20 protein-coding genes and 1 riboswitch are annotated in these 24525 nt (G+C 41.3%); of the genes, 5 read left to right on the top strand and 15 right to left on the bottom strand.

The window, feature by feature from the left end:
* Window positions 1–321: 321 nt before the first annotated feature.
* From pheT to HMPREF1048_RS09445, 12 genes are all read right to left on the bottom strand, one after another.
* Complete coding sequence (gene pheT / locus HMPREF1048_RS09500; RefSeq protein WP_000961543.1) at window positions 322–2751, bottom strand: phenylalanine--tRNA ligase subunit beta; 2430 nt, start codon at window positions 2749–2751, stop codon at window positions 322–324.
* Between the two features lie 76 nt (window positions 2752–2827).
* Window positions 2828–3337 (bottom strand): GNAT family N-acetyltransferase, encoded by a 510-nt coding sequence (locus HMPREF1048_RS09495; RefSeq protein ID WP_000619955.1) that lies wholly within the window; start codon window positions 3335–3337, stop codon window positions 2828–2830.
* A complete protein-coding gene (pheS, locus tag HMPREF1048_RS09490; RefSeq protein ID WP_000103739.1) occupies window positions 3337–4383 on the bottom strand; it encodes a phenylalanine--tRNA ligase subunit alpha in 1047 nt (348 codons plus the stop codon). The genes HMPREF1048_RS09495 and pheS overlap by 1 nt, the downstream gene beginning before the upstream one ends.
* A gap of 269 nt (window positions 4384–4652) precedes the next feature.
* On the bottom strand, window positions 4653–5102 hold the full coding sequence (locus tag HMPREF1048_RS09485; RefSeq protein ID WP_025171354.1) for a GNAT family N-acetyltransferase: 450 nt from the start codon (window positions 5100–5102) through the stop codon (window positions 4653–4655).
* 4 nt (window positions 5103–5106) lie between these two features.
* On the bottom strand, window positions 5107–5526 hold the full coding sequence (locus tag HMPREF1048_RS09480; RefSeq protein ID WP_000867335.1) for a hypothetical protein: 420 nt from the start codon (window positions 5524–5526) through the stop codon (window positions 5107–5109).
* 27 nt (window positions 5527–5553) lie between these two features.
* Window positions 5554–6204, bottom strand: coding sequence for a phosphatase PAP2 family protein (locus tag HMPREF1048_RS09475; RefSeq protein ID WP_033630670.1), 651 nt, complete (start codon window positions 6202–6204; stop codon window positions 5554–5556).
* Window positions 6194–6757, bottom strand: coding sequence for an ECF transporter S component (locus tag HMPREF1048_RS09470; RefSeq protein ID WP_000185821.1), 564 nt, complete (start codon window positions 6755–6757; stop codon window positions 6194–6196). The genes HMPREF1048_RS09475 and HMPREF1048_RS09470 overlap by 11 nt, the downstream gene beginning before the upstream one ends.
* A 163-nt stretch (window positions 6758–6920) precedes the next feature.
* A riboswitch (FMN riboswitch) is annotated at window positions 6921–7139 on the bottom strand.
* Window positions 7140–7198: 59 nt separating this feature from the next.
* Complete coding sequence (locus HMPREF1048_RS09465; protein WP_000181388.1) at window positions 7199–7702, bottom strand: tRNA (cytidine(34)-2'-O)-methyltransferase; 504 nt, start codon at window positions 7700–7702, stop codon at window positions 7199–7201.
* A 192-nt stretch (window positions 7703–7894) separates the two neighbouring features.
* A complete protein-coding gene (locus HMPREF1048_RS09460; RefSeq protein WP_001148111.1) occupies window positions 7895–8725 on the bottom strand; it encodes an energy-coupling factor transporter transmembrane component T family protein in 831 nt (276 codons plus the stop codon).
* Window positions 8710–10392, bottom strand: coding sequence for an ABC transporter ATP-binding protein (locus HMPREF1048_RS09455; RefSeq protein WP_000656558.1), 1683 nt, complete (start codon window positions 10390–10392; stop codon window positions 8710–8712). Before HMPREF1048_RS09455 ends, HMPREF1048_RS09460 begins: the two co-directional genes overlap by 16 nt.
* 396 nt (window positions 10393–10788) lie before the next feature.
* Window positions 10789–11334: an ECF-type riboflavin transporter substrate-binding protein gene (locus HMPREF1048_RS09450; RefSeq protein ID WP_000795921.1), complete on the bottom strand. Its 546-nt coding sequence runs from the start codon at window positions 11332–11334 to the stop codon at window positions 10789–10791.
* 15 nt (window positions 11335–11349) lie between these two features.
* Entirely contained in the window at window positions 11350–12198 is an 849-nt protein-coding gene (locus tag HMPREF1048_RS09445) for an SAM hydrolase/SAM-dependent halogenase family protein (protein ID WP_001063598.1), read from the bottom strand.
* Between the two features lie 188 nt (window positions 12199–12386).
* On the opposite strand from HMPREF1048_RS09445, the gene trkA reads away from it, so the two are divergent.
* Window positions 12387–13736 carry a Trk system potassium transporter TrkA gene (gene trkA, locus HMPREF1048_RS09440; RefSeq protein ID WP_000691675.1) on the top strand — a complete coding sequence of 450 codons (1350 nt, stop codon included), beginning with the start codon at window positions 12387–12389 and terminating at the stop codon, window positions 13734–13736.
* A gap of 3 nt (window positions 13737–13739) precedes the next feature.
* Window positions 13740–15179, top strand: a complete 1440-nt coding sequence (locus HMPREF1048_RS09435; protein ID WP_004245273.1) for a TrkH family potassium uptake protein — start codon at window positions 13740–13742, stop codon at window positions 15177–15179.
* A gap of 299 nt (window positions 15180–15478) precedes the next feature.
* Here the strand turns inward: HMPREF1048_RS09435 and pflB are convergent, their stop codons facing one another.
* Window positions 15479–17803, bottom strand: coding sequence for a formate C-acetyltransferase (gene pflB / locus HMPREF1048_RS09430; protein WP_000260629.1), 2325 nt, complete (start codon window positions 17801–17803; stop codon window positions 15479–15481).
* Between the two features lie 236 nt (window positions 17804–18039).
* Here pflB and dinB point away from each other — a divergent pair, with 236 nt between their 5' ends.
* Entirely contained in the window at window positions 18040–19101 is a 1062-nt protein-coding gene (gene dinB, locus HMPREF1048_RS09425; protein ID WP_000904585.1) for a DNA polymerase IV, read from the top strand.
* Window positions 19102–19135: 34 nt separating this feature from the next.
* Here dinB and HMPREF1048_RS09420 read toward each other — a convergent pair whose 3' ends face one another.
* Window positions 19136–19981 (bottom strand): undecaprenyl-diphosphate phosphatase, encoded by an 846-nt coding sequence (locus HMPREF1048_RS09420; RefSeq protein ID WP_000280782.1) that lies wholly within the window; start codon window positions 19979–19981, stop codon window positions 19136–19138.
* A gap of 60 nt (window positions 19982–20041) precedes the next feature.
* Complete coding sequence (locus HMPREF1048_RS09415) at window positions 20042–21931, bottom strand: DUF2207 domain-containing protein (protein ID WP_000750617.1); 1890 nt, start codon at window positions 21929–21931, stop codon at window positions 20042–20044.
* Window positions 21932–22069: 138 nt separating this feature from the next.
* On the opposite strand from HMPREF1048_RS09415, the gene HMPREF1048_RS09410 reads away from it, so the two are divergent.
* Window positions 22070–23635, top strand: a complete 1566-nt coding sequence (locus HMPREF1048_RS09410; RefSeq protein ID WP_001227317.1) for an ABC transporter substrate-binding protein/permease — start codon at window positions 22070–22072, stop codon at window positions 23633–23635.
* A complete protein-coding gene (locus HMPREF1048_RS09405; protein WP_000189477.1) occupies window positions 23635–24375 on the top strand; it encodes an amino acid ABC transporter ATP-binding protein in 741 nt (246 codons plus the stop codon). Before HMPREF1048_RS09410 ends, HMPREF1048_RS09405 begins: the two co-directional genes overlap by 1 nt.
* Window positions 24376–24525 lie beyond the last annotated feature (150 nt).

The following is a 24525-nucleotide window of genomic DNA, read 5'->3' as shown; positions in this document are numbered from 1 at the left end:
TTTTATAAGACTAATGCTATGTAAAATATGGCCTGGAGCACTTTTATACTCAATGAAAATCAAAGAGCAAACTAGGAAGCTAGCCGTAGGCTGCTCAAAGCACTGCTTTGAGGTTGTAGATAGAACTGACGAAGTCAGTAACATATATATACGGCAAGGCGAAGCTGACATGGTTTGAAGAGATTTTCGAAGAGTATTAGTGATAAATCCATTATACAGTAGTAAACTCCAATTTATCTTCTCTGTTCCTCAACTGTCTATTTTTAATCCTGAATTGTTATTTGAAAAGAAAAAATCCACCCCGGAGGATGGATTGATGAGTTAACGCACTTCTGCATTGACTTTTTCTTCAAGCGATGCTTGGATTTTTTCCATGTAGCGTGCTACTTCTTCATCCGTCAAGCTATCTTCTGGATTTTGGAAGGTCAAGCTATAAGCCATCGACTTCATACCAAGTCCCAATTTTTCGCCTGAGAAGACGTCAAAGAGTTTGATATCTGTCAAACGTTTCACGCCGGCAGCTTGAATAGCATCTACAACTTCTTGATGAGTCACTTCTGCCTTGAGGAGAAGGGCAACGTCACGGCTGACTGCTGGGAATTTCGTGATTTCCACAAATGGAACAGCAGGTTGAAGCGCAGCTTCGATGGCTGAAAGGTTGAGCTCAGCCACATAAGTTTCTGGAATATCGTAGGCCTTAGCAGTTACTGGATGCACTTGACCGAGGAAACCAAGAACTTGGTCACCGAGTGAAATGACTGCTGTACGACCTGGATGAAGGCTTGCAATTTCAGCTGTAGCTGTATAGCTCACTTCTATTCCCAAGCGAGTAAATAATGCTTCTAGGATTCCTTTAGCATAGAAGAAATCAACTGGAACTGCTGCTGTTTGGAAATCTTTTTCTGCAACCAAGCCTGTCAAGGCAAAGGCAAAGCTGTTGATCTCATTTGGAAGTTCTTCTTTTTGATTGCCTGTTTGTTCAAAGACTTTTCCAATCTCGTAAAGGGCCAAGTTTTTGTTCTTACGAGCCACGTTGTAAGCAACTGTATCTAGGATACCTGAAATCATATTTTGACGGAGGACTGAACGGTCCACTGTCATTGGCCACATAAGTTCAGTAAGGTTACTTGGTTGAGCCGTAAACTCAACTGCTTTTTCAGGAGTTGTTAGAGCATAGGTGATGATTTCTGTCAAACCTGCCCCTTCAGCAATCGTACGAACTTGACGGCGGAGTTTTTGTGTGGCTGTCAATTCACCAGCTGTCCCGTCATCTTTTGGAAGGCTGGTTGGCAAGCGGTCATATCCATAGATACGAGCGATTTCTTCAAAGAGATCTGCTTCTATTGTGATATCCCAACGACGACGTGGTACGCTGACTGTAAAGCTGTCTGCATTTCCAGAAAGACCAAAGCCAAGACGACGGAAGACGTCTTCTACATCAGCATAAGAAAGCTCAGTTCCGAGGACACGGTTAACATCAGCAAGAGTTGAAGAAACTTTCACATCAGAGGTATCAAGCTCACCCGCTGAAACGATACCTTTACGCACCGTCGCACCTGTAAGTTCTGCAATCATGCTAGCTGCCGCATCAAGGGCTTCATTGACTGTTGCCACATTGATGCCTTTTTCAAAGCGAGAAGATGACTCAGAACGAAGGTTAAGACGACCACTTGTCTTACGGATAGATTTGCCATTGAAAACAGCAGCTTCAAGGACGACACGACTAGATTTTTCAGAGATTTCTGTTGCTTGACCGCCCATGACACCTGCAAGGGCTACTGGCTTGTCTGCGACAGTGATAACTAAGTCATTCACGTCCAAGTCACGTTCTTCACCATCCAAGGTCACTAATTTTTCACCATCCAAGGTCACTAATTTTTCACCAGCACGCGCTTCACGCACACGGATGTCATTCCCTTCAAAGGTATCCAAGTCAAAGGCATGCATTGGTTGACCAAAGTAGAGAAGAATGTAGTTGGTCACGTCCACTACGTTATTGATTGGACGAATTCCTTCGTTCATGAGAAGGTTTTGCAACCATTGTGGACTTGGTGCGATAGTCACATTGTCCAAGATACGAGCGGCATAGTAAGGCGCCTTGTCTGTCTCAATGCCCACAGAAAGAGCATCTGCTGCAGCTTGGTCAGTTTCTGAAAGAGTAAATTCTTTAAAGTTGACTGCCTTGTCATAGATAGCTGCCACTTCGTGAGCCACTCCACGCATAGAAAGGGCATCCGCACGGTTGGGTGTAATAGAAAGTTCGATGATTTCATCATCCAAATCTAGATGTGAGAAGACTTCCTCACCTGGAACGGCATTTTCTGGCAAGATTTGGATGCCATCTGCGAATTCCTTAGGTACAACTGAGTCAGAAATTCCCAATTCACCAAGTGAACAGATCATCCCAAGTGACTCAAGACCGCGGATTTTCCCTTTTTTGATCTTGTAATTGTCAGCGATGCGAGCTCCTGGAAGAGCCACCATAACCTTGATACCAGCACGCACATTCGATGCACCACAGACGATTTGACGGGCTTCTTCTTCGCCAACGTTAACCTGACAAACATGGAGGTGAGTTTCTGGCACATCTTCGCAAGACAAGACCTCACCGACGACAATTTTTGAGAGACCAGCAGCAGGTGATTCCACACCTTCGACCTCGATCCCTGTAGTTGACATTTTTTCAGCCAACTCTTGTGATGGCACATCAATGTCCACCAATTCTTTTAACCATTTATAAGATACAAGCATAATTTAGTTTTCCAGAATGACAGTTGTCACTCTAGTTCTTTTCCTTTCCTATCATTTCAATAGAAGAATCATCTTCTTACCTTAATTTCTTTCTCAGTAACCAATCCGTATCTACTTTTTGACCAACCATAAAATAATGTTGGCTAAATTTTTCAAAACCATATCGATTATAAAACGCTTGAGCTTTTGTATTATGCTCCCAAACACCTAGCCAAGCCCAAGAAAAACTATTTTTTGTAGCAAGTTCAAGAGCAAATTCAAACAGTTGCTTACCTAGTCCAAATCCTTGGAATTTTTGTAGCACATAGAGGCGTTGAATTTCAAAAGCATCCTCTAATTCTCTTTCAGTCTGAGCACTTCCCCAGTTGACTTTGAGAAAACCAGCTATCTCCTCTTCATGCATAATGAAATAGGTTTCGGATTCTGGATTTTCCAACTCAGTTGACAAAACTCTCAGACTATAAGCCTCTTCAAAGTACTCCTGTAACTGCTCTTCCGTATTATCATGAGCAAATGTTTCACGAAAGGTTTGTTTGGCAATTTTGGACAACACCTCAACATCTGCCATTTCTACTTTTCTAATCATTATTTAAACTGTTCTGAGAAGCGGACATCTCCTTGGTAGAATCCACGGATATCGTTGATTCCGTAACGGAGCATGGCTACACGCTCTTGTCCAAGACCAAAGGCAAATCCAGAGTAAACAGTCGCATCGATACCACTCATTTCAAGGACACGTGGGTGAACCATACCGGCACCCATAATTTCGATCCAACCTGTTTTCTTACATACGTTACAGCCTTCTCCACCACACTTGAAGCAAGAAACATCCACCTCAACAGATGGCTCTGTGAATGGGAAGTAAGATGGACGCAGACGGATTTGACGCTCTTCACCGAACATTTTTTGCACAATCAACTGAAGGGTTCCTTGAAGGTCTGCCATAGAGATATTTTTCCCAACAACCAAGCCTTCGATTTGGTGGAACTGGTGACTGTGGGTCGCATCGTCTGTGTCACGACGGAAGACACGCCCTGGCGAAATCATCTTCAAAGGACCTTTTGAAAAATCATGGGCATCCATAGCACGCGCCTGAACTGGAGACGTGTGGGTACGGAGCAAGATCTCTTCTGTGATATAGAAAGTGTCCTGCATATCACGAGCCGGATGATCTTTGGGAAGATTCATACGTTCAAAGTTATAGTAGTCTTGCTCCACTTCAAAACCATCCACGACTTGGTAACCCATACCGATGAAGATATCTTCGATTTCTTCACTGGTTTGTGTCAAAACGTGACGGTGACCAGTCGCAACTGGACGACCTGGAAGCGTCACATCGATACTCTCGCTAGCCAGTTGAGCCGCGACTTTCTTTTCTTCCAAGAGCTTAGCTGTTTCTTCAAAAGCAGCTGTCAAGATATCACGAGCTTCATTGACGTGTTTCCCAATGATTGGACGCATCTCAGCAGAAACATCTTTCATTCCTTTGAGGATTTCAGTAAGCGATCCCTTTTTACCAAGGACTGAGACACGCAAATCTTGCATCTCTTTTTCATTTTCAGCAGTAATCTGCTTCAAGCTAGCCAGCGTTTCTTCACGAAGCGCTTTTAATTGTTCTTCAATAGTTGACATAATTCCTCCATCAGTCTCTCGTAGATAAAAAGAAAACCACATGCCAAAAACTCCACTCGGAGCGTTGACACGCGGTACCATCCGTTTCATCTGACAAGTCAGACCTTCATTTCTAAATCCATGCGCAAGTGAATTCACCCAGCTTTCATATAGAGAGCTTGCAGTCACGGCTCTCCTCCCTGATATACTTCCCTTGAGTTACTAGTCTTGCAGATTTCTATTCAATTACTACTTAGTTTATCAGATTTTTAGTTAAAAAACAAGTTAGATTAGATTAATTTCAATATAAAACTCGTTCCTTTTTCTGTTGCTCCATTTTCCACAAATCCAAGCGACTTGAAACACCTCCTAGAAGCATGATTGTAGGTGTAGATTTCCTTGACTCTCAATTCTTTCCATCCTTTTACTCGAGCCAATTTAATCAAAGTACTTAGAATCTTTTTTCCAAGTCCTCGATGTTGGTAAGCGGAATTCCCAATCACAATGGGGAGATTATCCTGAGATAGTGTAACATCCCCAATTGGAAACCATTCTCCCTTCTCCTTGACTTCAATCCAAAAAAGTTCACCATGCTGATCCAAATGGGAATACATAGCTTCCAAAGTTTCTTGACTATAAGGTCTCTTCACACCATCTACGAGGTGAACCAAGTTCACATCCTGATACCAAGCAAAAGCTTCTTCACAATGATTGACCTTATAATAAGGAACAAGACGCAGTGCATTATCTATTTGTAAAATCCGTTTCATCTGCTTTCCTTTTCAACAAAAGAGTTGCTGCTTGATTAAAACCATCACACCAGTTATACCATTTTGCTTCATACTCATCTTGAGGTAAGATATGATTTTTTAAATCCAAAACAGAGTAAATCTTTCTTTCCTCACAAACTTGCGCATAGAGATGATATAGTTCATCACCGCCGTCTCTATCAAACTCAGCAGAAATCGTATCCCGACCTGCCAATAAAGCCTGATAAGCCCTGTGATGCCCATCTGTAATCAATAAGCAATTTCCAAATGCAAGAATACTAATTGGATCAACATTGTTTAGTTCTACAGACTGATAAAGCATCTGAATATCTTGTAACTTCTTCTCTGATAGGTAGAGTTGAGTTGGATGAAGATCTTTTATGTTGACTTTCATTTCTTTCTCCTCAAGGGAATTTGATACTCACTTCTGCTTGCCTTTAAATCGCCATTGGAAGCGGAGCTTATCATAAAAGGGAAATTCGATAAACAAGACTCCCAAGCCGACACAGAGACTGGCAAGAACGTCTGATGGATAATGAACTCCCAGATAAACCCTTGATACCAGCACACTGACTAAGTAAAAGCCAAGGACGATTTGTACGATTTTTCTCCAGACCGGATCTTTCATCCGTTGACTGAGAATGACAATCAAAGAGCCTACCATCAAGGTTACAGCCAGAGAATGGCCACTTGGGAAGGAAAATCCCTTCTCCTCTACCAAGTGTAAAATAGCTGGCCGTGGGCGCTGGTAGATATTTTTAAAGGTCACGATTAAAAGACCTGCCAAAGACAGATTTCCCAGCATGAAGAAACTTTCTATTTTCCATCTCTTACGATAAAAGATAAAGGCTGCGATAGCAACCCAGGTGATAATCACTGGGATATCAATCAGACGTGTAATGGCTCGGAAAAGAATAGTCAAGTAATCTGGCAAATCTCCTCGAACGGCAGTCTGAATCGGTTGGTCAAAACCGACCAGCGTTTCAGGGTAAAATTTGACCATGTAGCCAAGAATAACGAAAAGTAAAAGGGCAAAACTGCCCTTCATTAAAAATGTTTGTTTATCTCTCATAATGTTTTAAGGTTGGTTTCAAGAGAACATACAACAACCAGAATGAAACGGCAAAGATGATACCCTCAATCAAGTTAAAAGGTAATACCATGGTCATTAGGTAGTTGGAAAGTCCTAAAATTTTTCCAATATCAAAGTTAGCAAACTTAGCGTACAAAGGAACAGCGTAAACATAGTTGAGAACCAACATAGCCACGGTTAAACCAATAGTCCCAGCTAGAGAGCCTAGTAGGAAACGAAGGGTTGTCCGTTCCTTTTTCCAAATCAAAGCAAATACGATGACAAAAACTCCCAAAGCTACGATATTCATCGGCAAGCCAATGTAAGTATTCACTCCCTGGCTGTTAAGAAGCAGTTTCAAGAGTGAGCGAAGCAAGAGAATTCCTAGAGCAGCAGGCAGATCCATGACCACCAAGCCCACAAGGACTGGCAAGATACTAAATTCGATCTTGAGGAAGGACGCCGCTGGTAAAAGCGGAAAGTCAAAGTACATCAGCACAAATGAGATGGCTGATAAAATCGCAATGGTCGAAAGTCGACGTGTGTTTGTCATAACAGGTTCCTCCAATTTTCTATAAAATCAGAAGAAGTTAGAAAGGATTCCTCTATCTATTCTCACTTTTTATATCCCAAAAGTTCCCTCTCACTCTATTAAGGAAATTCAAGCAAGCGGTTACAGTTCAGCTATAAATCTATCAGAACAGACAAAGCTATTCTTTCGTCTTCTCCCATCCAGACTATACTGTCGGTTGTGGAATCTCACCACATCAGCTTGCGCTCGCGGACTTATTTGGCTAAGATATTTTAGATTTATCTAGGCGTCGCAGTCGAAGATAATACTTAAAGTATATCGAGACAAGACAACGACGAGAAAACTAAAATAGATAGTCAAATTTACCGCCGGTCGGGAATTTCACCCTGCCCTGAAGACTCTTTTATCATAACAAAAAACGCTTGCAAGCGCAAGCATTTTGTTCATTTTCATTTTCATTTTTTATTTCAATTTATCCACTTCATAGGTATGAACAAGCTCAAGACCTGCAAAGTTCTGCTGTCGAAGGGCTTCGTAGACAATCATACAGACGGTATTAGAGACATTGAGACTGCGGACGTGTTCATCATTCATAGGAATACGGAGAGCCTTCTCAGGATGTTCGCGCATAAAGTCCTCAGGTAAGCCCTTGTCTTCGCGTCCAAAGAGAAAATAATGGTCTTCGTCAGTCGATAAATCTACCTCAGAATACACTTTCTCAGCGAATTTAGAAATCAGGTAGAGTTTGCCCTTCATCTGAGACATGAAATCCTCCAAACTCTCGTAAAAATAAATCTCTAGCTTATCCCAATAATCCAATCCAGCTCGCTTCATCTTGCGATCATCGATAGGAAAGCCCATTGGCTTGATGATGTGGAGGGGAGAATTGGTCGCAGCGCAAGTACGCGCGATATTGCCTGTATTTTGTGGAATTTGAGGCTCAAATAATACAATGTGATTTGTCATGACTTGCTTCCTTTCACCATTGCAAAAAAATAGCCACACTGCCCGGAGTCAAGCTCAGCAAACAGCGTGGTTAAGGCATCGTTAACTTACCTCACAACAGGTTTGAAGTAAATCAGCGAAACTACTTTCTTAGTATAACACTTTCAGAATCATTGTCAATAGAAACGACTTGATTTTTTCAATTTTTTCAAGCTATTTCCAAGGATTGTAAAATCGTCCCTGATTCTGCAAAATAAGTAGTAAACTAGCTACTAAAAACAAGGCTGCCAAGAGCAAGGTAATATAGTCTCCTTTTTTCAAGGCCTGATAACTATACCAAGTGCGTTTTTTCTCTTTTCCAAAGCGGCGAAGCTCCATGGCGGTCGCGATGGTATCAATGCGTTCTAGCGAGCTAAAAATCAAGGGAGTAATAATGCGCAAATTGCCTTTGATTCGTTGCATAAGAGAAGCTTTCTTGGATAATTCCATCCCACGCGCCTCCTGAGACATCTTGATAGTAAAGAATTCTTCCTGCAAATCTGGAATATAGCGCAAGGTCAGACTGACAGAATAGGCAATCTTATAGGACACACCGATTTGATTTAAACTGGAAGCAAACTGACTAGGATGGGTTGTCATCAAAAAGATAATAGCCAGAGGAATAGTGCAAAGGTACTTAATGGCCAGATTTAGCAGATAAAAGAGCTCTTGGCTGGTCAGAGTGTAGGCACCGATTCCCTGCCAAATTACACTCCTCTCTCCGTAAAGTCCAACCCCATACTCGGGAGAAAAGAGATAGACCATCAAGACGTTTAAAACGGCAAATACCGTCGCAAAAACGGCTACAAAGGAAACATCTTTAAAGCGGATTTCTGACAAATAGAGGAGAAAAACCGAAAAGATGGCAATCAGAACAAGCAGTCTGGTATCATAGCTAATCATGGCCGCCAATGATACAAGGATGAAAAAGAGAAGTTTCCCAGCTCCTGACAAGCGATGAATCACAGTATCTCTATGACGGTAACCGATTAATTTTGCTTGCATCCTTCTCTCCTTTCTTTGTAAAATGCCGTCAAATCAAGTGGATCAACATCTAATTTCTTAGCTAAGTTGAAGATTGAAGTTTCTTTTAGGTTGGCTTTTACTAACAGCTCAGGATTGCTCAACAGACTAGCTGGATCAGTATCGGCAATCAATTCCCCATCCACCATGACAAGGGCTCGGTCTGAATAATCTAGCATCAATTGCATATCATGAGTAATCATGACAATGGTATGACCTTTTTGATGCAACTCTTCGAGAAATTCCATAATCTCAGTATAGTTCTTCTGGTCTTGACCTGCTGTCGGTTCATCTAAGAGGATAATTTCAGCCCCTAAGACCAAAATTGAAGCAATGGTGACACGTTTTTTCTGACCAAATGACAGGGCAGAAATAGGCCAATTACGGAATTCATAGAGACCACAGATTTTCAAAGTTTCATAGACTCTCGTTTCAATTTCCTGCTCGTCTACACCTCGCAAACGGAGCCCTAGAGCCACCTCATCAAAAATCATATTGGTTGAAATCATTTGATTAGGATTTTGCAGCACATAGCCTACTCGTTCCGCCCGCTCTGCAACAGAATCGTCTTTTATATCCTGTCCTTCCCAAAGATAGCGCCCTTCAGTCTGAATAAAAGCACTTAGAGCCTTGGCTAGAGTTGACTTCCCTGCTCCATTTTTTCCGACAATGGCAATCTTTTCACCCTTTTTAATATCCAAATGTAGGGATTTTAAAATCGGTCTATCATCATAAGAAAAAGACACGTCCTCTAATTTAAAGAGTGACTGCAATTCTGGGGTTTCTTTTGCCAATTCATTCTGCAACTGAACCTGGCCTTTTGAGATAGACAAGTTATCCAAATTTGCTAATTGTTCTTCCTTAGCTAAATCCACATCTAATTGACGTAAAGTAGTTAGATAAAGGGGTTCGCGAATTCCATTTTGGGTCAACAGGTCAGTCGCCAATAACTGATCAGGACTCCCATTAAAGAGGATACGGCCATCGTTTATCAAGACAATCCGATCCACAGGACGATGCAGAACGTCCTCCAAACGGTGCTCAATAATAAGTGTCGTCGTCCCCTCTTCCTTATGAATCTGGTCAATCAATTCGATAATATCCTGACCTGACTTGGGATCCAGATTGGCGAGTGGTTCATCAAACAAGAGAATCGGACTCTCATCAATCAAGACACCAGCTAGACTAACCCGCTGCTTTTGTCCACCTGACAAATCCTGAGGACGCTGCGGCAGTAGAGAAAGAAGGTCCAGCTTTTCAGCCCATTTATAAACACGACTTTTCATCTCATCTAGGGCTGTCACATCATTTTCCAGAGCAAAAGCCAAATCTTCTGCCACAGACAGACCGATAAACTGCCCATCTGTATCCTGTAAAACTGTGCTAACCAGATGAGATTTGTCATAGATACTCATATCAAAGGCCGCTTGCCCCTTGATCAAAAATTCTCCAGACATCTGACCCTTGTAAATATTGGGAATAATCCCATTCAAACACTGACCCAAGGTAGACTTACCTGACCCAGATGGCCCAACAATTAAGACTTTCTCCCCCTTGTAAATAGTCAAGTCTACCCCTTGCAAGGTCGGTTCTTGTTGTGTTTCATACCGGAAAGAGAAATCCTTCCACTCAATTATAGCTTCTTTCATCTTACTCTCTTCATTCGCTTCTTCTACTCAATGAAAATCAAAGAGCAAACCAGGAAGCTAGCCGTAGGTTGCTCAAAACACTGTTTTGAGGTTGCAGATAGAGCTGACGCGGTTTGAAGAGATTTTCGCAGAGTATTAGACTTCTATTTTATCATAAATCTACCCCTTCTTGCAGTCTCTTCTCTTAAAATCTTAGCGCCAAAAAGATTCCTATCCTAGCTTACTTGCCTAACTAATCTATAAACATCGAAAAAGACTGGTTGCCCAGCCTTCCCCATCATTTTATACTCAATGAAAATCAAAGAGCAAACCAGAAAGCTAGCCACAAGTTGCTCAAAACACTGTTTTGAGGTTGCAGATAGAGCTGACGTAGTTTGAAGAGATTTTCGAAGAGTATTAGTCCTTTTTCAAACTTCCTGCACGAGTTTGAGTTCCTGCATAGGCAAGCAAGAGAAGAGTTCCTGCAATAGCTACAGATACACCATTAGCAATTCCCGCAACAATTCCTTGGGCAAATACTTTTTCTGCCGCTTCTTGATAAATCACAACATCTCCAAGTGGTGCCAAGACACCCCAAACAAGAGCATTTGCAAGTAGTTGAATGAGGTTAAAAATGACAATATCCTTCCATTCAAAAACACCATTGCTCACGCGAACGTACTTTCTAAATAGTCCCACAGCTAGACCAAAGAGCCCACTAGCAATAATCCAAGTCCACCACAGACCGTAACCAGCAAGAGAGTCCTTGATTGCATGACCAATCAACCCGACAAGCAAACCGATAATCGGTCCAAAAATAATAGAAAGTAGCGCTTGTACCGCATACTGAAGCTGGATGCTTGTATTTGGAACAGGGGTCGGAATGTTGATCATCCCGATGACGACAAAGAGCGCAGCTCCAACACCGATAGCAACAACTTGTTTAATTGATTGATTTTTCATCTATATTCTCCTATTTTATGATTCTATTTTCTTTATTTCAATGGTCCAAGATGAACCGACACCCACATTGTAGGCCTTGGCAAAGGAACCTTGATTGATAGCCAGACCTAAACGATAGAGAGAGTTAATGTAAAGGATTGGTTGCCCAATTCTCACATCTGCAAATGACTTGCCATAGACAACCTGATTTTGATAGACCAGCATATCAGCGTGATAGATAGTCACTTCAAAACGGTCACCAAATTCTGGTTCCAGTTTATAAAACTCTTCTCGTGTGATAGAGGTCCAAAGCGAGCCGAAACGCACATCCAGAATATCAATAGCTCCCTTCACTAAATTGTCTTCAATGATGGTCTCTACGACTTGAAGCTCCACAATCTGATCCACACTGAGCTCTGGTCCCACTTCCTCAAATGTAATGTGACCACTTGCCAGTTTAGCTCCAGTATAAGCATAAACATCACGACCGTGGAAGGTATAAGAATGCTCTGTGTTTTGACGTCTATTGGCTACCTCAGAAATTTCACGAATGGCTACAATACCAACGTGTTTCTTGATAAAGGAAAGAGTTCCATTATCTGGCGTGACAATGTATTGATTTTTTGCAGTCTTGGCAACCACACTCTTACGTTTCGAGCCAACACCTGGATCGACCACCGATACAAAAGTCGTTCCCTCAGGCCAGTAATCCACCGTCTGAAAGAGACGATAGCTCCCCTCAAAAATATTATAAGGCGTGATATCATGCGTCAAATGATGAATTTTTAAGGTTGGAGACTCTTCTAAAGCCACTCCAATCATAGCAGATACAGCACCATCAACCAGACCAAAGTCTGATTGTAGTACCAACAAATTATTATTCATTTTATCTCCTTGTATATCCTTTATCATACCATATTTCAGAGAAAGGTGCTAATAGCTATTTTAATTGCTTAGGGTATAGTTTTACCTTATAGCAAATTTCCTACTAAAAGCTCTGGTTATTAGCTAGTAGGTGCATTTTTTCTTGAAAAAAGGTATGATAGTTACATCATGAAAAAGTAGGTTTTATTATGAAAATTATCCTTGTCGGAGGGGGAAAAGTTGGTTTTGCCCTCTGTCGCTCCTTGGTTGCAGAAAAGCACGATGTTTTACTGATTGAGCAAGACGAAGCCGTCCTCAATCATATTGTCAATCGCTTTGATATCATAGGTATCCTTGGTAACGGGGCTGATTTTACCATCCTTGAGCAAGCCAGCGTCCAAGATTGTGACATCTTTATCGCCCTGACTGAATACGATGAAGTAAACATGATTGCAGCCGTTCTAGCCAAGAAAATGGGGGCTAAAGAGACTATCGTTCGGGTGCGTAATCCTGAATATTCTAACTCTTATTTCAAAGAAAAGAATATTCTCGGTTTTTCCCTTATCGTTAACCCTGAGCTCTTGGCTGCCCGCGCTATCGCCAATATCATTGACTTCCCCAACGCCCTCTCTGTCGAACGCTTTGCTGGTGGACGCGTTAGCCTCATGGAATTTGTCGTCAAATCCACTAGCTGTCTTTGCCAAATGCCCATTTCTGATTTTCGGAAAAAATTTGGCAATGTCATTGTCTGTGCAATAGAGAGGGATCATCAAATTATCATCCCAAGTGGTGACATGACTATACAGGATAAAGATAGAATCTTTGTCACTGGTAACCGTGTTGATATGATGCTCTTCCATAATTATTTCAAATCTCGTGCTGTGAAGAGCCTTCTCATCGTCGGGGCTGGAAGAATTGCCTATTATCTACTAGGTATTCTCAAAGACAGTCGTATCGATACCAAAGTCATCGAGATTAACTCTGAAAGGGCACGTTTCTTCAGTGAGAAATTCCCTAATCTCTATATTGTCCAAGGAGATGGTACCGCAAAAGATATCTTACTAGAAGAAAGTGCTCAAAACTATGATGCAGTAGCAACCCTAACAGGAGTTGACGAAGAGAATATTATTACCTCTATGTTCCTTGATAGTATCGGAGTGCAAAAAAATATTAGCAAGGTTAACAGAACTAGCCTCCTTGAAATTATCCATGCGCCTGATTTTTCAAGTATCATCACACCTAAAATCATCGCTGTAGATACAATCATGCACTTTATTAGAGGCCGGGTTAATGCCCAGTATTCAGATCTTCAAGCCATGCACCATCTAGCAAATGGTCAAATCGAAACCCTGCAATTCCATATCAAAGAAGCCAATAAAATGACTGCCAAACCTCTTTCTCAACTAAAACTAAAAAAAGGGGTTCTTATCGCAGCCATCATTCGAAAAGGAAAGACTATTTTCCCTACTGGAGAGGATATGCTGGAAGTTGGAGATAAGCTCCTAGTAATAACCTTATTGCCAAACATCACCAAGATTTATGATTTGATTGCGAGGTAAGAAATGAATAAAAGTATGATTCGTTACCTCCTTTCAAAGTTACTTTTGATTGAAGCTGTTCTTCTCTTGGTTCCTGTTGCGATTGCTGTCTATTACCGTGAGTCGAGTCAAGTCTTTACAGCCCTCTTTACGACAATTGGGATTCTCGTATTACTAGGTGGTTCAGGAATTTTACAAAAACCAAAAAATCAACGGATTTATGCTAAGGAGGGAATCTTGATTGTTGCCCTCTGTTGGATTCTTTGGTCTTTCTTTGGGGGGCTCCCCTTTGTTTTTGCTGGGCAAATTCCCAGCCTTATCGATGCCTTTTTTGAGATTAGTTCTGGCTTTACAACTACTGGAGCAACTATTCTAAACGATGTTTCAGTTCTCAGTCGCTCCCTCCTCTTCTGGCGAAGTTTTACCCATTTGATTGGAGGGATGGGAGTGCTTGTTTTTGCACTTGCTATTATGGATAATGCCAAAAACAGCCACCTAGAGGTAATGAAGGCTGAGGTTCCTGGCCCTGTATTTGGCAAGGTTGTATCCAAGCTAAAAAACACCGCTCAGATTCTATATCTCCTTTATCTAGCCCTCTTTTCCCTTTTTGTGATTATCTACTATCTAGCCGGTATGCCTCTCTACGATAGTTTTGTTATCGCTATGGGGACTGCAGGTACCGGGGGATTTACCGTCTATAACGACGGAATTGCCCACTATGGGAGCTCACTGATTACCTATCTAGTTAGTATCGGAGTTCTGGTTTTTGGGGTAAATTTCAATCTCTACTACTACCTCATGCTCCGTCGCGTCAAAGCCTTCTTTGGAGATGAAGAACTTCGTGCCTACTTGGTCATCGTTCTAATTTCTACAGGCTTGATCAGCCTCAATACCCTCTATCTCTACCCAGGATTTTCTAAGAGTTTTGAAATGGCCTTCTTCCAGGTTTCCAATATCATTACAACGACTGGTTTTGGATATGGAGACATTACCAACTGGCCCCTCTTCTCCCAGTTTATCCTCCTCTTCCTCATGGGAATCGGTGGTTCTGCTGGTTCAACCGCAGGTGGACTCAAGGTTATTCGAGGCCTTATCCTTTCAAAAATTGCCAAAAATCAAATTTTGTCAATCCTATCGCCCCACCGTGTTTTGACCCTCCATGTTAATAAAACTGTGATTGACAAAGATACCCAGCATAAAATTCTCAAGTACTTTGTCATCTATGCTATGATTTTGTTATCACTTATCTTTATTGTCAGTCTAGACAGCAATGATTTCCTGGTCGTTACCAGCGCTGTCTTTAGCTGTTTCAATAATATCGGTCCTATTCTAGGAACCACTTCTAGCTTCGCAATCTTTAGTCCTATCTCAAAAATTCTCCTCTCCTTTGCAATGATTGCAGGCCGCTTAGAGATTTACCCAATCCTCCTTCTCTTTATGAAGAGAACTTGGTCTAAGAGATAAAATACAACCACACCTTGTATCTAACAAAGTGTGGTGTTTTTATTTCAGACCACCTTCTCAACTCAACCAACTCTTTTTAAACCAAGCGAGACACTTCATAAAATGACTTAAAATATTTAATACTCAATGAAAATCAAAGAACAAACTAGGAAGCAAGCCATAGAGTTTTCAAAACACTGCTTTAAGTCAGCCGATAAAACTAGCGTGATTTGAAGAGATTTTGTCAGAGTATAAGAGTCCAAAAAACAACCCTCAGTCGACTGACCGAGGGTTACTTATTTCATTATTCAAGAACTTGATTAGCTCAATGCATCCAAGGCATCATCCATTGAAAGAACTTCGTGGAAGACACGTTGAGTTAACTCAGCTTTTTGTTCTGGAGTGAGGTATTTAGTGTTTACACAGTATCCAGAGATACGTACGATAACGTCTTCACCTGACATGATCTTTTCGTAAACATCGTTCAAGTCCATAACGTTCAAGTTGACGTGTTGTCCACCGTTTTCGAAGTAACCATCAAGGATTGTTACCAAGTTATCAACTTGTTCGTCACGGGTCTTACCAAGAGCGCGAGGTGATACTTGTGTAGTCAATGAGATACCGTCAGCTGCATAACTAAAGTCAAGGCTAGAAAGTGAGTTCAAGTTTTGCAACCATCCACCTTTAGCTTTGTTAGATGGGTTAGCACCTGGTGAGAAGAATTCAAGTTTAGACAAGTTCACAGAACCATCTTCGTTGAGGTATACACCTTTGTGGACTGGTGAGTTACCAGTTTGTTTAGAGTAAGCAACGTTAGATGTGATTGTCAAAAGTGATACTGTAGCTTCAGCGTCTTTGTAAAGTTTGTGGCTACGTAGACGAGTTGTGTAAGCTTCGATCAACCATTCTGCCAATTCGTTTGAACGTGGGTCATCTTCACCCCAACGTGGGTATTCACCGATTGTTTCGTAATCGTAGATGTAGCCATTTTCGTCACGAATTGGTTTAACTGTAGCGTACTTGATAGCTGACAATGTATCAACAGTGTTAGCAAATCCACAGATACCGAATCCCATGTTTGCACGTTGTTTAGTTGGCAAGAAGGCCATTTGAACAGCTTCGTAGTTGTACTTATCAGTCATGTAGTGGATGATGTTCAAAGCATCTACGTAAGTGTCAGTCAACCAGTCAAGAGATTTTTCAAAGTTTTCTTTAACTGATTCAAATTCAAGAACTTCGTCACGAATTGGTTCGATGTCAAATACTTTGTAGTCTTTGTGAACATCGTCATAACCACCGTTCAAACCAGTAAGAAGGGCTTTCAATACGTTTACACGCGCACCGAAGTACTGGATGTTGTGGCGTTGTTCTTCATTTTCTGGGTCAAGTGGAGACACACAGCATGAGATACAGCTCATTTCACCATATCCGTCTTTAGCCATTGTTGTTACACCTTCGTATTGGATAGAAGAGTGTTTGTGGCTCATGTGCATACAGTAGCGACGGAAGTTGTATGGCAATTTGTCAGTCCAAAGAACTGTCAAGTTTGGTTCTGGAGAGTTACCGATATTGTCAAGAGTATTCAAGAAACGGTAGTCCATCTTAGTAACACGGTGACGACCGTCGTTACCCATACCAGCCATAGAAGTTGTGATGAAAGTTGGGTCACCTGAGTACAATTGGTCGTAAGCTTTTGTACGAGCAAATTTAACTGTACGAAGTTTCATAACGAAATCATCAACAAATTCTTGGATTTCTGATTCAGTAAATGTACCACGAGCAAGGTCACGTTCTGCAAAGATGTCAAGTACAATTGGCACACGTCCTAGAGATGTAGCAGCACCGTTGATAACACGGCAGACAGCCATGAAGGCGATGTTAACCCATTGGATTGCTTCTTTAACGTTCATCGCTGGTTTGCGAACATCAACTCCGTAAAGGTCACCCAAGCGAACAACTTGTTGCAATGCTTGGTATTGAAGATTGATTTCTTCACGAAGACGGATTGTTTCTTCATCGATTTCTTCGATTGCATTCCAGTCGTTTACTTTTTCTTGCATCAAGTAGTCTGCACCGTAAAGAGCAAGACGTGCGTAAACACCGATGATACGTCCGCGTGAGTATGCATCTGGAAGACCAGTTACAGTGTGTGCGTGACGAGCGCGACGGATATTTGAAGTGTAGGCACGGAAAATACCGTCGTTAACTGTTGTTACATATTTAGTGAAGATTTCGTGAACAGCTGGGTCTGGTTCGTATCCATTTTCTTTCAAAGTAGTTTCAGCCATACGGATACCACCTTTTGGCATGAAGTTCAATTTGAAGAGTTCATCATTTTGGATACCAAAGATAACTTCGTTTTCTTTATCGATAAATCCTGCTGGGATGTCAGCGATAGATGTTGGACGAGTGTCCATTGGGAAACGAGTTTCTTCGTAGTGAGCCTTAGTTTCTTCTACAATTTTTTTGATGTGAAGTGAACGTTCTGTTGGTCCAGCAAGGAAGCTTTCGTCTCCATCGTAAGGTGTGTAGTTAGCTTGTACGAAGCGTGATACACTTGCTTTTTCTTTCCAATCTACTCCTTTGAAGCCTTCCCAAGCTTTGTCAAAAATATCTTGTGCTTCAACAACTGTCTTAACAACCATGTTAATGTCCTCTTTTTTCTTTCTAGTAACAACCATCTGTTACATTCATGAGACAAGTATACCATACAGTAATCGTTTTCAACAAGTGATAAATCCCTATTTTTACACTTTCTTTTCTAAAACAGTCTATATTTTTCTCTAAACTGTATTATATTTTTGAAAAAATTATACCCTTTTTTCTTTTTTTCAGAAAAAAGGGTATAATAAAAGAAAATAAGCAGTAAAAGGAGCTATGCATGTTGATTTTTCCTTTGTTAAATGATTTGTCAAGAAAAATCATCCATATTGACATGGATGCCTTTTTTGCTGCGGTAGAAATCAGGGATAATCCTAAACTAAGAGGAAAACCTGTCATTATCGGAAGTGACCCTCGGCAAACAGGTGGGCGGGGAGTCGTTTCTACCTGTAGCTATGAGGCGCGAGCTTTTGGTGTCCATTCTGCTATGAGTTCCAAGGAAGCTTATGAACGATGTCCCCAGGCCGTCTTTATATCAGGAAATTATGAGAAATATAAGTCTGTGGGCCTCCAGATTCGAGCTATTTTTAAGCGCTATACAGATTTGATTGAACCCATGAGCATTGACGAAGCCTATTTGGATGTAACAGAAAATAAACTCGGGATTAAGTCAGCGGTCAAAATCGCTCGCCTCATTCAAGAGGATATCTGGCAAGAACTTCATCTAACTGCTTCTGCCGGTGTTTCCTACAACAAATTCTTAGCTAAAATGGCCAGTGATTATCAAAAACCACATGGTATGACAGTGATTCTACCTGACCAAGCTGAGGATTTTCTAAAACAAATGGATATTTCCAAGTTTCATGGAGTAGGAAAAAAGACGGTGGAACGTCTTCATCAAATGGGCATTTTTACTGGCGCTGATCTACTTGAAGTTCCTGAAGCGACCCTAATAGACCGTTTTGGCAGACTGGGCTATGACCTGTATCGAAAGGCTCGTGGTATTCACAATTCCCCCGTCAAATCCAATCGCATCCGTAAATCAATCGGGAAGGAGAAAACCTACGGGAAGATTCTCCGTGCCGAGGAAGACATCAAAAAAGAGCTGACTCTCCTATCAGAACGAGTCGCTCTCAATCTCAATCAACAAGAAAAATCTGGAAAAATTGTCATTCTGAAAATCCGCTACGAGGACTTTTCAACTCTTACTAAACGAAAAAGTCTTTCTCAAAAAACACAGGATGCTAGTCAGATAGGCCAAATAGCCCTGCAACTCTATGAAGAATTAAGCGAGAAAGAAAGAGGTGTCCGCCTATTGGGGATTACCTTGACTGGATTTTAAAACCTTGAAGAGCCTGGACCCTTCAAGGTTTTTCTTATACAAATAAACGGACAAAACTGTAAAGTAGCAAAACACTACCAAGCACGATACGGTATTTACCAAAAAGGGTAAAGTCGTGTTTTTTCACATAACTGGTCAAGAAACGAATAGCCACCATACTAACTGCAAAAGCTACTCCCATCGCAACCAAGAGCAAGAATAATTGCCCAAAGCTCAAGAGCTGTCCTGCTTTTATAAATTTGAAAATCTTTAAGGCACTGGCTCCGAACATAACAGGAATTCCAAGATAGAAGGTAAATTCTGTCACAACAGAACGACTGGTTCCATTTAACAAACCACCTACAATCGTTGCACCTGAACGGCTAGTCCCTGGTAAAAGGGCAAGAACTTGGAAGAGTCCGATATAGAAAGCGGTCGTATAAGGAAGCTTGTCCAACTCTGTTACACTTGGCTCGATAGCACGCGCTTTATTGCGCTTTTCCAAATAGATAAAGGCAATCCCATAGATAATCAACATAAGAGCAACTGAAACCATATTATGGAAGTGAGTATCAAACCAATCATCAAATTTAAAGACAGCAAGTAAAGGCAAAGTAGCAATCAAGACCTTCAACCATAGTCTCCAAGTCTTACGAACTTCCTGCTTATCCTTAGTCGGTTTGAATGGATTGAGCTTGTTAAAGTAAATGACCATGACTGCTAAAATAGCACCAAGCTGAATCACGACATTAAACATGGACATAAAGGATTCATTCTGATTTTGGTATTGGATAAATTCCTCTGCTAAAATCAAGTGACCTGTACTGGAAATCGGCAACCATTCCGTAATTCCTTCAACAATCCCGAAGAAGATAGATTTTAAAATTTCAATAAGATACATAGATTACTCCTTTTTCTATCTTCCATTATAGCATATTTTTTCAGTCTATGGCAGTTCTCTTTAAAAGGCACCGATACTTCCACCACCTCCGCCTCCAGAGAAACCACCGCCAGAACTTCCACTTCCAGAAGATACGGAGTAGGTACTTGCTGTATTTGCGACACTAGCATAATGGCTCATTTGCGCGCTTGAATGATAAAACATACTATGCCAGCCATAAGCTACATAGAGATTGATATCTGGATTTTCCACTTGAATCTGATGGACCTTCATCAAATGACTAACCTTGTCCGCATAGCCAAATAAGGTCGCATAGACCAAGAGGCGATTCCAGACCACAATACTTTCCAGTTCAGCCTGATCCAATCGTGCAATCTCCCGCAACATATTTTCAAAACTGGTCCAGAGATAGTAGACTTCTGCTCCTGCTTCATTTAGGACACCATCACGATTATCTAATCGAAGCTTCCAATAATAGAAAACAGCCAAAACCAAACCTAGAAAACCAAGTATTGGCAAGGGGAGGTAAAGATAGCCATAAACATCCAAACTGTACAAGAACAAACCAAATCCGATAAATAGGGGCAGGATAGTCAAGGCACCCATACCCACTTGCAAGGCCTTTTCCCCACCAGTTAAAGGACGATAATAATCTGGGAGCCCCCAGATAGTAACCCGATTTCTCACTCCTTCTTGCATCTCTTTCAATACTTCTTCAAAAGAAGATTTGAGTTGAAGCCCTCTTGCTTGAATCCGTTTTTCATCAGAGACTTTTGCTCTACGATAAAGACTATCAGATACCTTGTAATCCGCAAACAAATTGGAAAGAGTTTCTTCTTTTTTGCCTGAAAAAGCCAGATTTAGACAGTCTTTCTCAAAGCTTGACAAACCATCTTCTTTTACTAGCCTCAAACCAACTGCATCTCCTTCTGAAATGATAGAGACATTTCCACGGTCTATCACATCTAGCAAGGTAGCTTGAATAAGTTGATCAAAGGTAAATTTACCTGCTCCTTTTGTTAGAGGACTCACTTCCTCCAAGGAGGTCGAATAGACTGCTTCTGATAAAACCATAGGCTCTAATTCCATTGGTGGTTCATAGATACGATGATTTTTGGCATATTTGACGGAAGGAGTGGTCTTTCTTCTATAAATAAAATAAAAGCAAATACTCAATAACAAGGAGATGGAAAGTATCGAAGGAAACACCCACGTAACGAGTTGTTTACTTTGCTCTTTTTCTTTAACAATCGAGTCTTCTATCTTATTAAACTCTTCTAAACGATTCCCTTTCAATCCCTGATCCCTAGCATTAGCAAAATCGGTCCGAGGCCAGTAGGCATGCAATTCAACTCCACGCTTAGGTGGAAGATTGTCTAAACGGATAGTATAATCAAGGTTACTCTTTTCAATCGTTCCCTCTCTAAAAAGTTTCCCTGTATGGAAAAAGAGTTTTTCTGCCCCCATGTCTCCCCTTACATGAAATTCAAACTTTCCAATAGTCCCTGAACTATCTGTTAAAGGTTGCCAATTTAATTCAGCGATGTCATCATAAAGGAAAAGCAAATTCTTTAAGTTCCAGATAAGGTCAACTTCAACTGTGTCGCCATCTTGACCTGGATTATAAACTTTAACAGTATAACCATCTGCTCCTTCTATCACTTCGCTAGTAACATCTGCTAGTTCAGCACCGTTTTTCGCAGCCTGAACCTTTGGATGAGAATCTATGTCAAATCCGCTAGGCATCTTGCCAGCACGTCCAAGTCCCACGATTTGGCCCTTAAAGTCCTCCTCAAACTGATAAACTATCTTTTGTCTAAATTCTGCCGTATTGTCTGCATGAATATACAAATCCCCTTGGTAGGAGTTTATCTTGAAATCAATGGCAAAAACAGAGAGTGGCAGAAGGCAAAACAAGCCTAACAACAGTAAGAAAAAAGTTTTTTTCATCAAACAAGCCCCCTTTTTATCTTTGCTATCATTATATCATTTTTTCATAAGTAAGGGCTTACCTATATTGAAAAATAGAGTTTTTTTCGATAAAATAGGAGACAGTTATTTTTTAATAGATTAGAAATAGGAGAAATCATGAGAAAAATATACTTATCTATTTTCACAAGTCTCTTGCTGATGCTAGGACTTGTCAATGTTGCTCAAGCCGATGAATATTTACGCATCGGGATGGAAGCGGCATATGCTCCCTTTAACTGGACTCAGGATGATGATAGCAACGGAGCTGTCAAAATCGATGGGACTAACCAGTATGCTAACGGATACGATGTTCAAATCGCCAAGAAAATCGCTAAGGACTTAGGTAAAGAACCTTTGGTTGTTAAAACCAAGTGGGAAGGTCTAGTCCCTGCCCTTACTTCTGGTAAGATTGACATGATTATCGCAGGTATGAGTCCTACTGCTGAGCGCAAACAAGAAATTGCCTTTTCGAGCAGTTACTACACTAGCGAACCAGTTTTGCTTGTCAAAAAAGATTCTACTTATGCAAACGCAAAATCTTTGGATGACTTTAATGGTGCGAAAATCACTTCTCAACAAGGTGTCTACCTCTACGACTTGATTGCACAAATCTCAGGTGCTAAAAAAGAAACTGCCATGGGAGACTTCGCTCAAATGCGCCAAGCTCTTGAGGCTGGTGTCATCGATGCCTATGTTTCTGAACGCCCAGAAGCACTGACCGCTGAAGCTGCGAACTCTAAGTTTAAGATGGTCCAAGTAGAACCAGGTTTCAAGACTGGGGAAGAAGATACAGCTATCGCCATTGGGCTTCGTAAAGATGACAATCGTATTAGCCAAATCAATGCCAGCATTGAAACCATTTCAAAAGACGACCAAGTTGCCTTGATGGATCGTATGATCAAGGAACAACCTGCCGAAGCTACAACAACTGAAGAGACTAGTAGTAGTTTCTTTAGCCAAGTTGCTAAAATTCTTTCTGAAAACTGGCAACAACTCTTGCGTGGTGCTGGTATCACTCTTTTAATCTCTATCGTCGGAACCATCATAGGTCTCATTATCGGTCTTGCCATTGGTGTTTTCCGTACTGCTCCTCTCTCTGAAAACAAAGTCATTTACGGCCTACAAAAACTAGTTGGCTGGATCCTCAACGTCTACATTGAAATTTTCCGTGGCACACCAATGATTGTTCAATCGATGGTTATCTACTATGGAACTGCCCAAGCTTTCGGTATCAACCTTGACCGTACACTAGCTGCTATCTTCATCGTTTCAATCAATACCGGTGCCTACATGACTGAAATCGTCCGTGGTGGTATCCTAGCAGTTGACAAGGGACAATTTGAAGCTGCGACTGCTCTTGGTATGACTCATAACCAAACCATGCGTAAGATTGTCCTACCTCAGGTAGTCCGCAATATCCTACCAGCAACTGGTAATGAATTTGTCATCAATATCAAAGATACATCTGTATTGAACGTTATCTCTGTTGTCGAACTTTATTTCTCAGGAAATACCGTGGCGACGCAAACCTATCAATACTTCCAGACATTTACAATCATCGCCGTGATTTACTTTGTCCTCACCTTCACCGTAACACGTATCCTACGCTTCATCGAACGCCGCATGGACATGGATACCTATACTACAGGTGCTAACCAAATGCAAACGGAGGATTTGAAATAATGACACAAGCAATCCTTGAAATTAAACACCTCAAAAAATCCTATGGACAAAACGAAGTGCTAAAAGACATTTCTCTCACTGTCCACAAGGGAGAGGTCATCTCTATCATCGGAAGCTCTGGAAGCGGAAAATCAACCTTCCTACGCTCTATTAACCTACTTGAAACGCCAACTGATGGACAAATCCTTTATCATGGACAAAACGTCCTCGAAAAAGGCTATGACCTCACGCAATACCGTGAAAAGTTGGGAATGGTGTTCCAATCCTTTAACCTCTTTGAAAATCTCAACGTTCTTGAAAATACAATCGTCGCTCAGACGACTGTCCTTAAACGCGAACGTACAGAAGCTGAAAAGATTGCCAAAGAAAACTTGGAAAAAGTCGGCATGGGAGAACGCTACTGGCAAGCGAAACCAAAACAACTCTCAGGTGGTCAAAAACAACGTGTGGCCATCGCTCGTGCCCTTTCAATGAATCCGGACGCTATTCTCTTTGATGAACCAACATCAGCTCTCGATCCAGAAATGGTTGGAGAAGTCCTCAAAATCATGCAAGATCTGGCTCAGGAAGGCTTGACTATGATTGTCGTAACCCACGAAATGGAATTCGCCCGTGATGTCTCTCACCGTGTTATCTTTATGGATAAGGGTGTAATCGCTGAAGAAGGCAAACCAGAAGACCTCTTCACCAATCCTAAAGAAGACCGTACAAAAGAATTTCTTCAACGCTATCTCAAATAAAAAGAAAAGGCTGCATCAACCGTGCAGTCTTTTTGCTGTCCTCATACTCTTCGAAAATCTCTTCAAACCACGTCAGCTCTATCTGCAACCTCAAAACAGTGTTTTGAGCAGCCTGCGGCTAGCTTCCTAGTTTGCTCTTTGATTTTCATT

The organism is Streptococcus mitis SK575, assembly GCF_000257865.1.
In the GTDB taxonomy this organism is placed as follows: domain Bacteria; phylum Bacillota; class Bacilli; order Lactobacillales; family Streptococcaceae; genus Streptococcus; species Streptococcus mitis_CQ.
This window is presented reverse-complemented; position numbering and strand designations above follow the sequence as displayed.

Coding starts and splice junctions, on each gene's coding strand:
- pheT (WP_000961543.1), bottom strand. CDS start 2,751: ATGCTTGTATCTTATAAATGGTTAAAAGAATTGGTGGACATTGATGTG.
- HMPREF1048_RS09495 (WP_000619955.1), bottom strand. CDS start 3,337: ATGATTAGAAAAGTAGAAATGGCAGATGTTGAGGTGTTGTCCAAAATT.
- pheS (WP_000103739.1), bottom strand. CDS start 4,383: ATGTCAACTATTGAAGAACAATTAAAAGCGCTTCGTGAAGAAACGCTG.
- HMPREF1048_RS09480 (WP_000867335.1), bottom strand. CDS start 5,526: ATGAAAGTCAACATAAAAGATCTTCATCCAACTCAACTCTACCTATCA.
- HMPREF1048_RS09475 (WP_033630670.1), bottom strand. CDS start 6,204: ATGAGAGATAAACAAACATTTTTAATGAAGGGCAGTTTTGCCCTTTTA.
- HMPREF1048_RS09470 (WP_000185821.1), bottom strand. CDS start 6,757: ATGACAAACACACGTCGACTTTCGACCATTGCGATTTTATCAGCCATC.
- HMPREF1048_RS09465 (WP_000181388.1), bottom strand. CDS start 7,702: ATGACAAATCACATTGTATTATTTGAGCCTCAAATTCCACAAAATACA.
- HMPREF1048_RS09460 (WP_001148111.1), bottom strand. CDS start 8,725: ATGCAAGCAAAATTAATCGGTTACCGTCATAGAGATACTGTGATTCAT.
- HMPREF1048_RS09455 (WP_000656558.1), bottom strand. CDS start 10,392: ATGAAAGAAGCTATAATTGAGTGGAAGGATTTCTCTTTCCGGTATGAA.
- HMPREF1048_RS09450 (WP_000795921.1), bottom strand. CDS start 11,334: ATGAAAAATCAATCAATTAAACAAGTTGTTGCTATCGGTGTTGGAGCT.
- HMPREF1048_RS09445 (WP_001063598.1), bottom strand. CDS start 12,198: ATGAATAATAATTTGTTGGTACTACAATCAGACTTTGGTCTGGTTGAT.
- trkA (WP_000691675.1), top strand. CDS start 12,387: ATGAAAATTATCCTTGTCGGAGGGGGAAAAGTTGGTTTTGCCCTCTGT.
- HMPREF1048_RS09435 (WP_004245273.1), top strand. CDS start 13,740: ATGAATAAAAGTATGATTCGTTACCTCCTTTCAAAGTTACTTTTGATT.
- pflB (WP_000260629.1), bottom strand. CDS start 17,803: ATGGTTGTTAAGACAGTTGTTGAAGCACAAGATATTTTTGACAAAGCT.
- dinB (WP_000904585.1), top strand. CDS start 18,040: ATGTTGATTTTTCCTTTGTTAAATGATTTGTCAAGAAAAATCATCCAT.
- HMPREF1048_RS09420 (WP_000280782.1), bottom strand. CDS start 19,981: ATGTATCTTATTGAAATTTTAAAATCTATCTTCTTCGGGATTGTTGAA.
- HMPREF1048_RS09415 (WP_000750617.1), bottom strand. CDS start 21,931: ATGAAAAAAACTTTTTTCTTACTGTTGTTAGGCTTGTTTTGCCTTCTG.
- HMPREF1048_RS09410 (WP_001227317.1), top strand. CDS start 22,070: ATGAGAAAAATATACTTATCTATTTTCACAAGTCTCTTGCTGATGCTA.
- HMPREF1048_RS09405 (WP_000189477.1), top strand. CDS start 23,635: ATGACACAAGCAATCCTTGAAATTAAACACCTCAAAAAATCCTATGGA.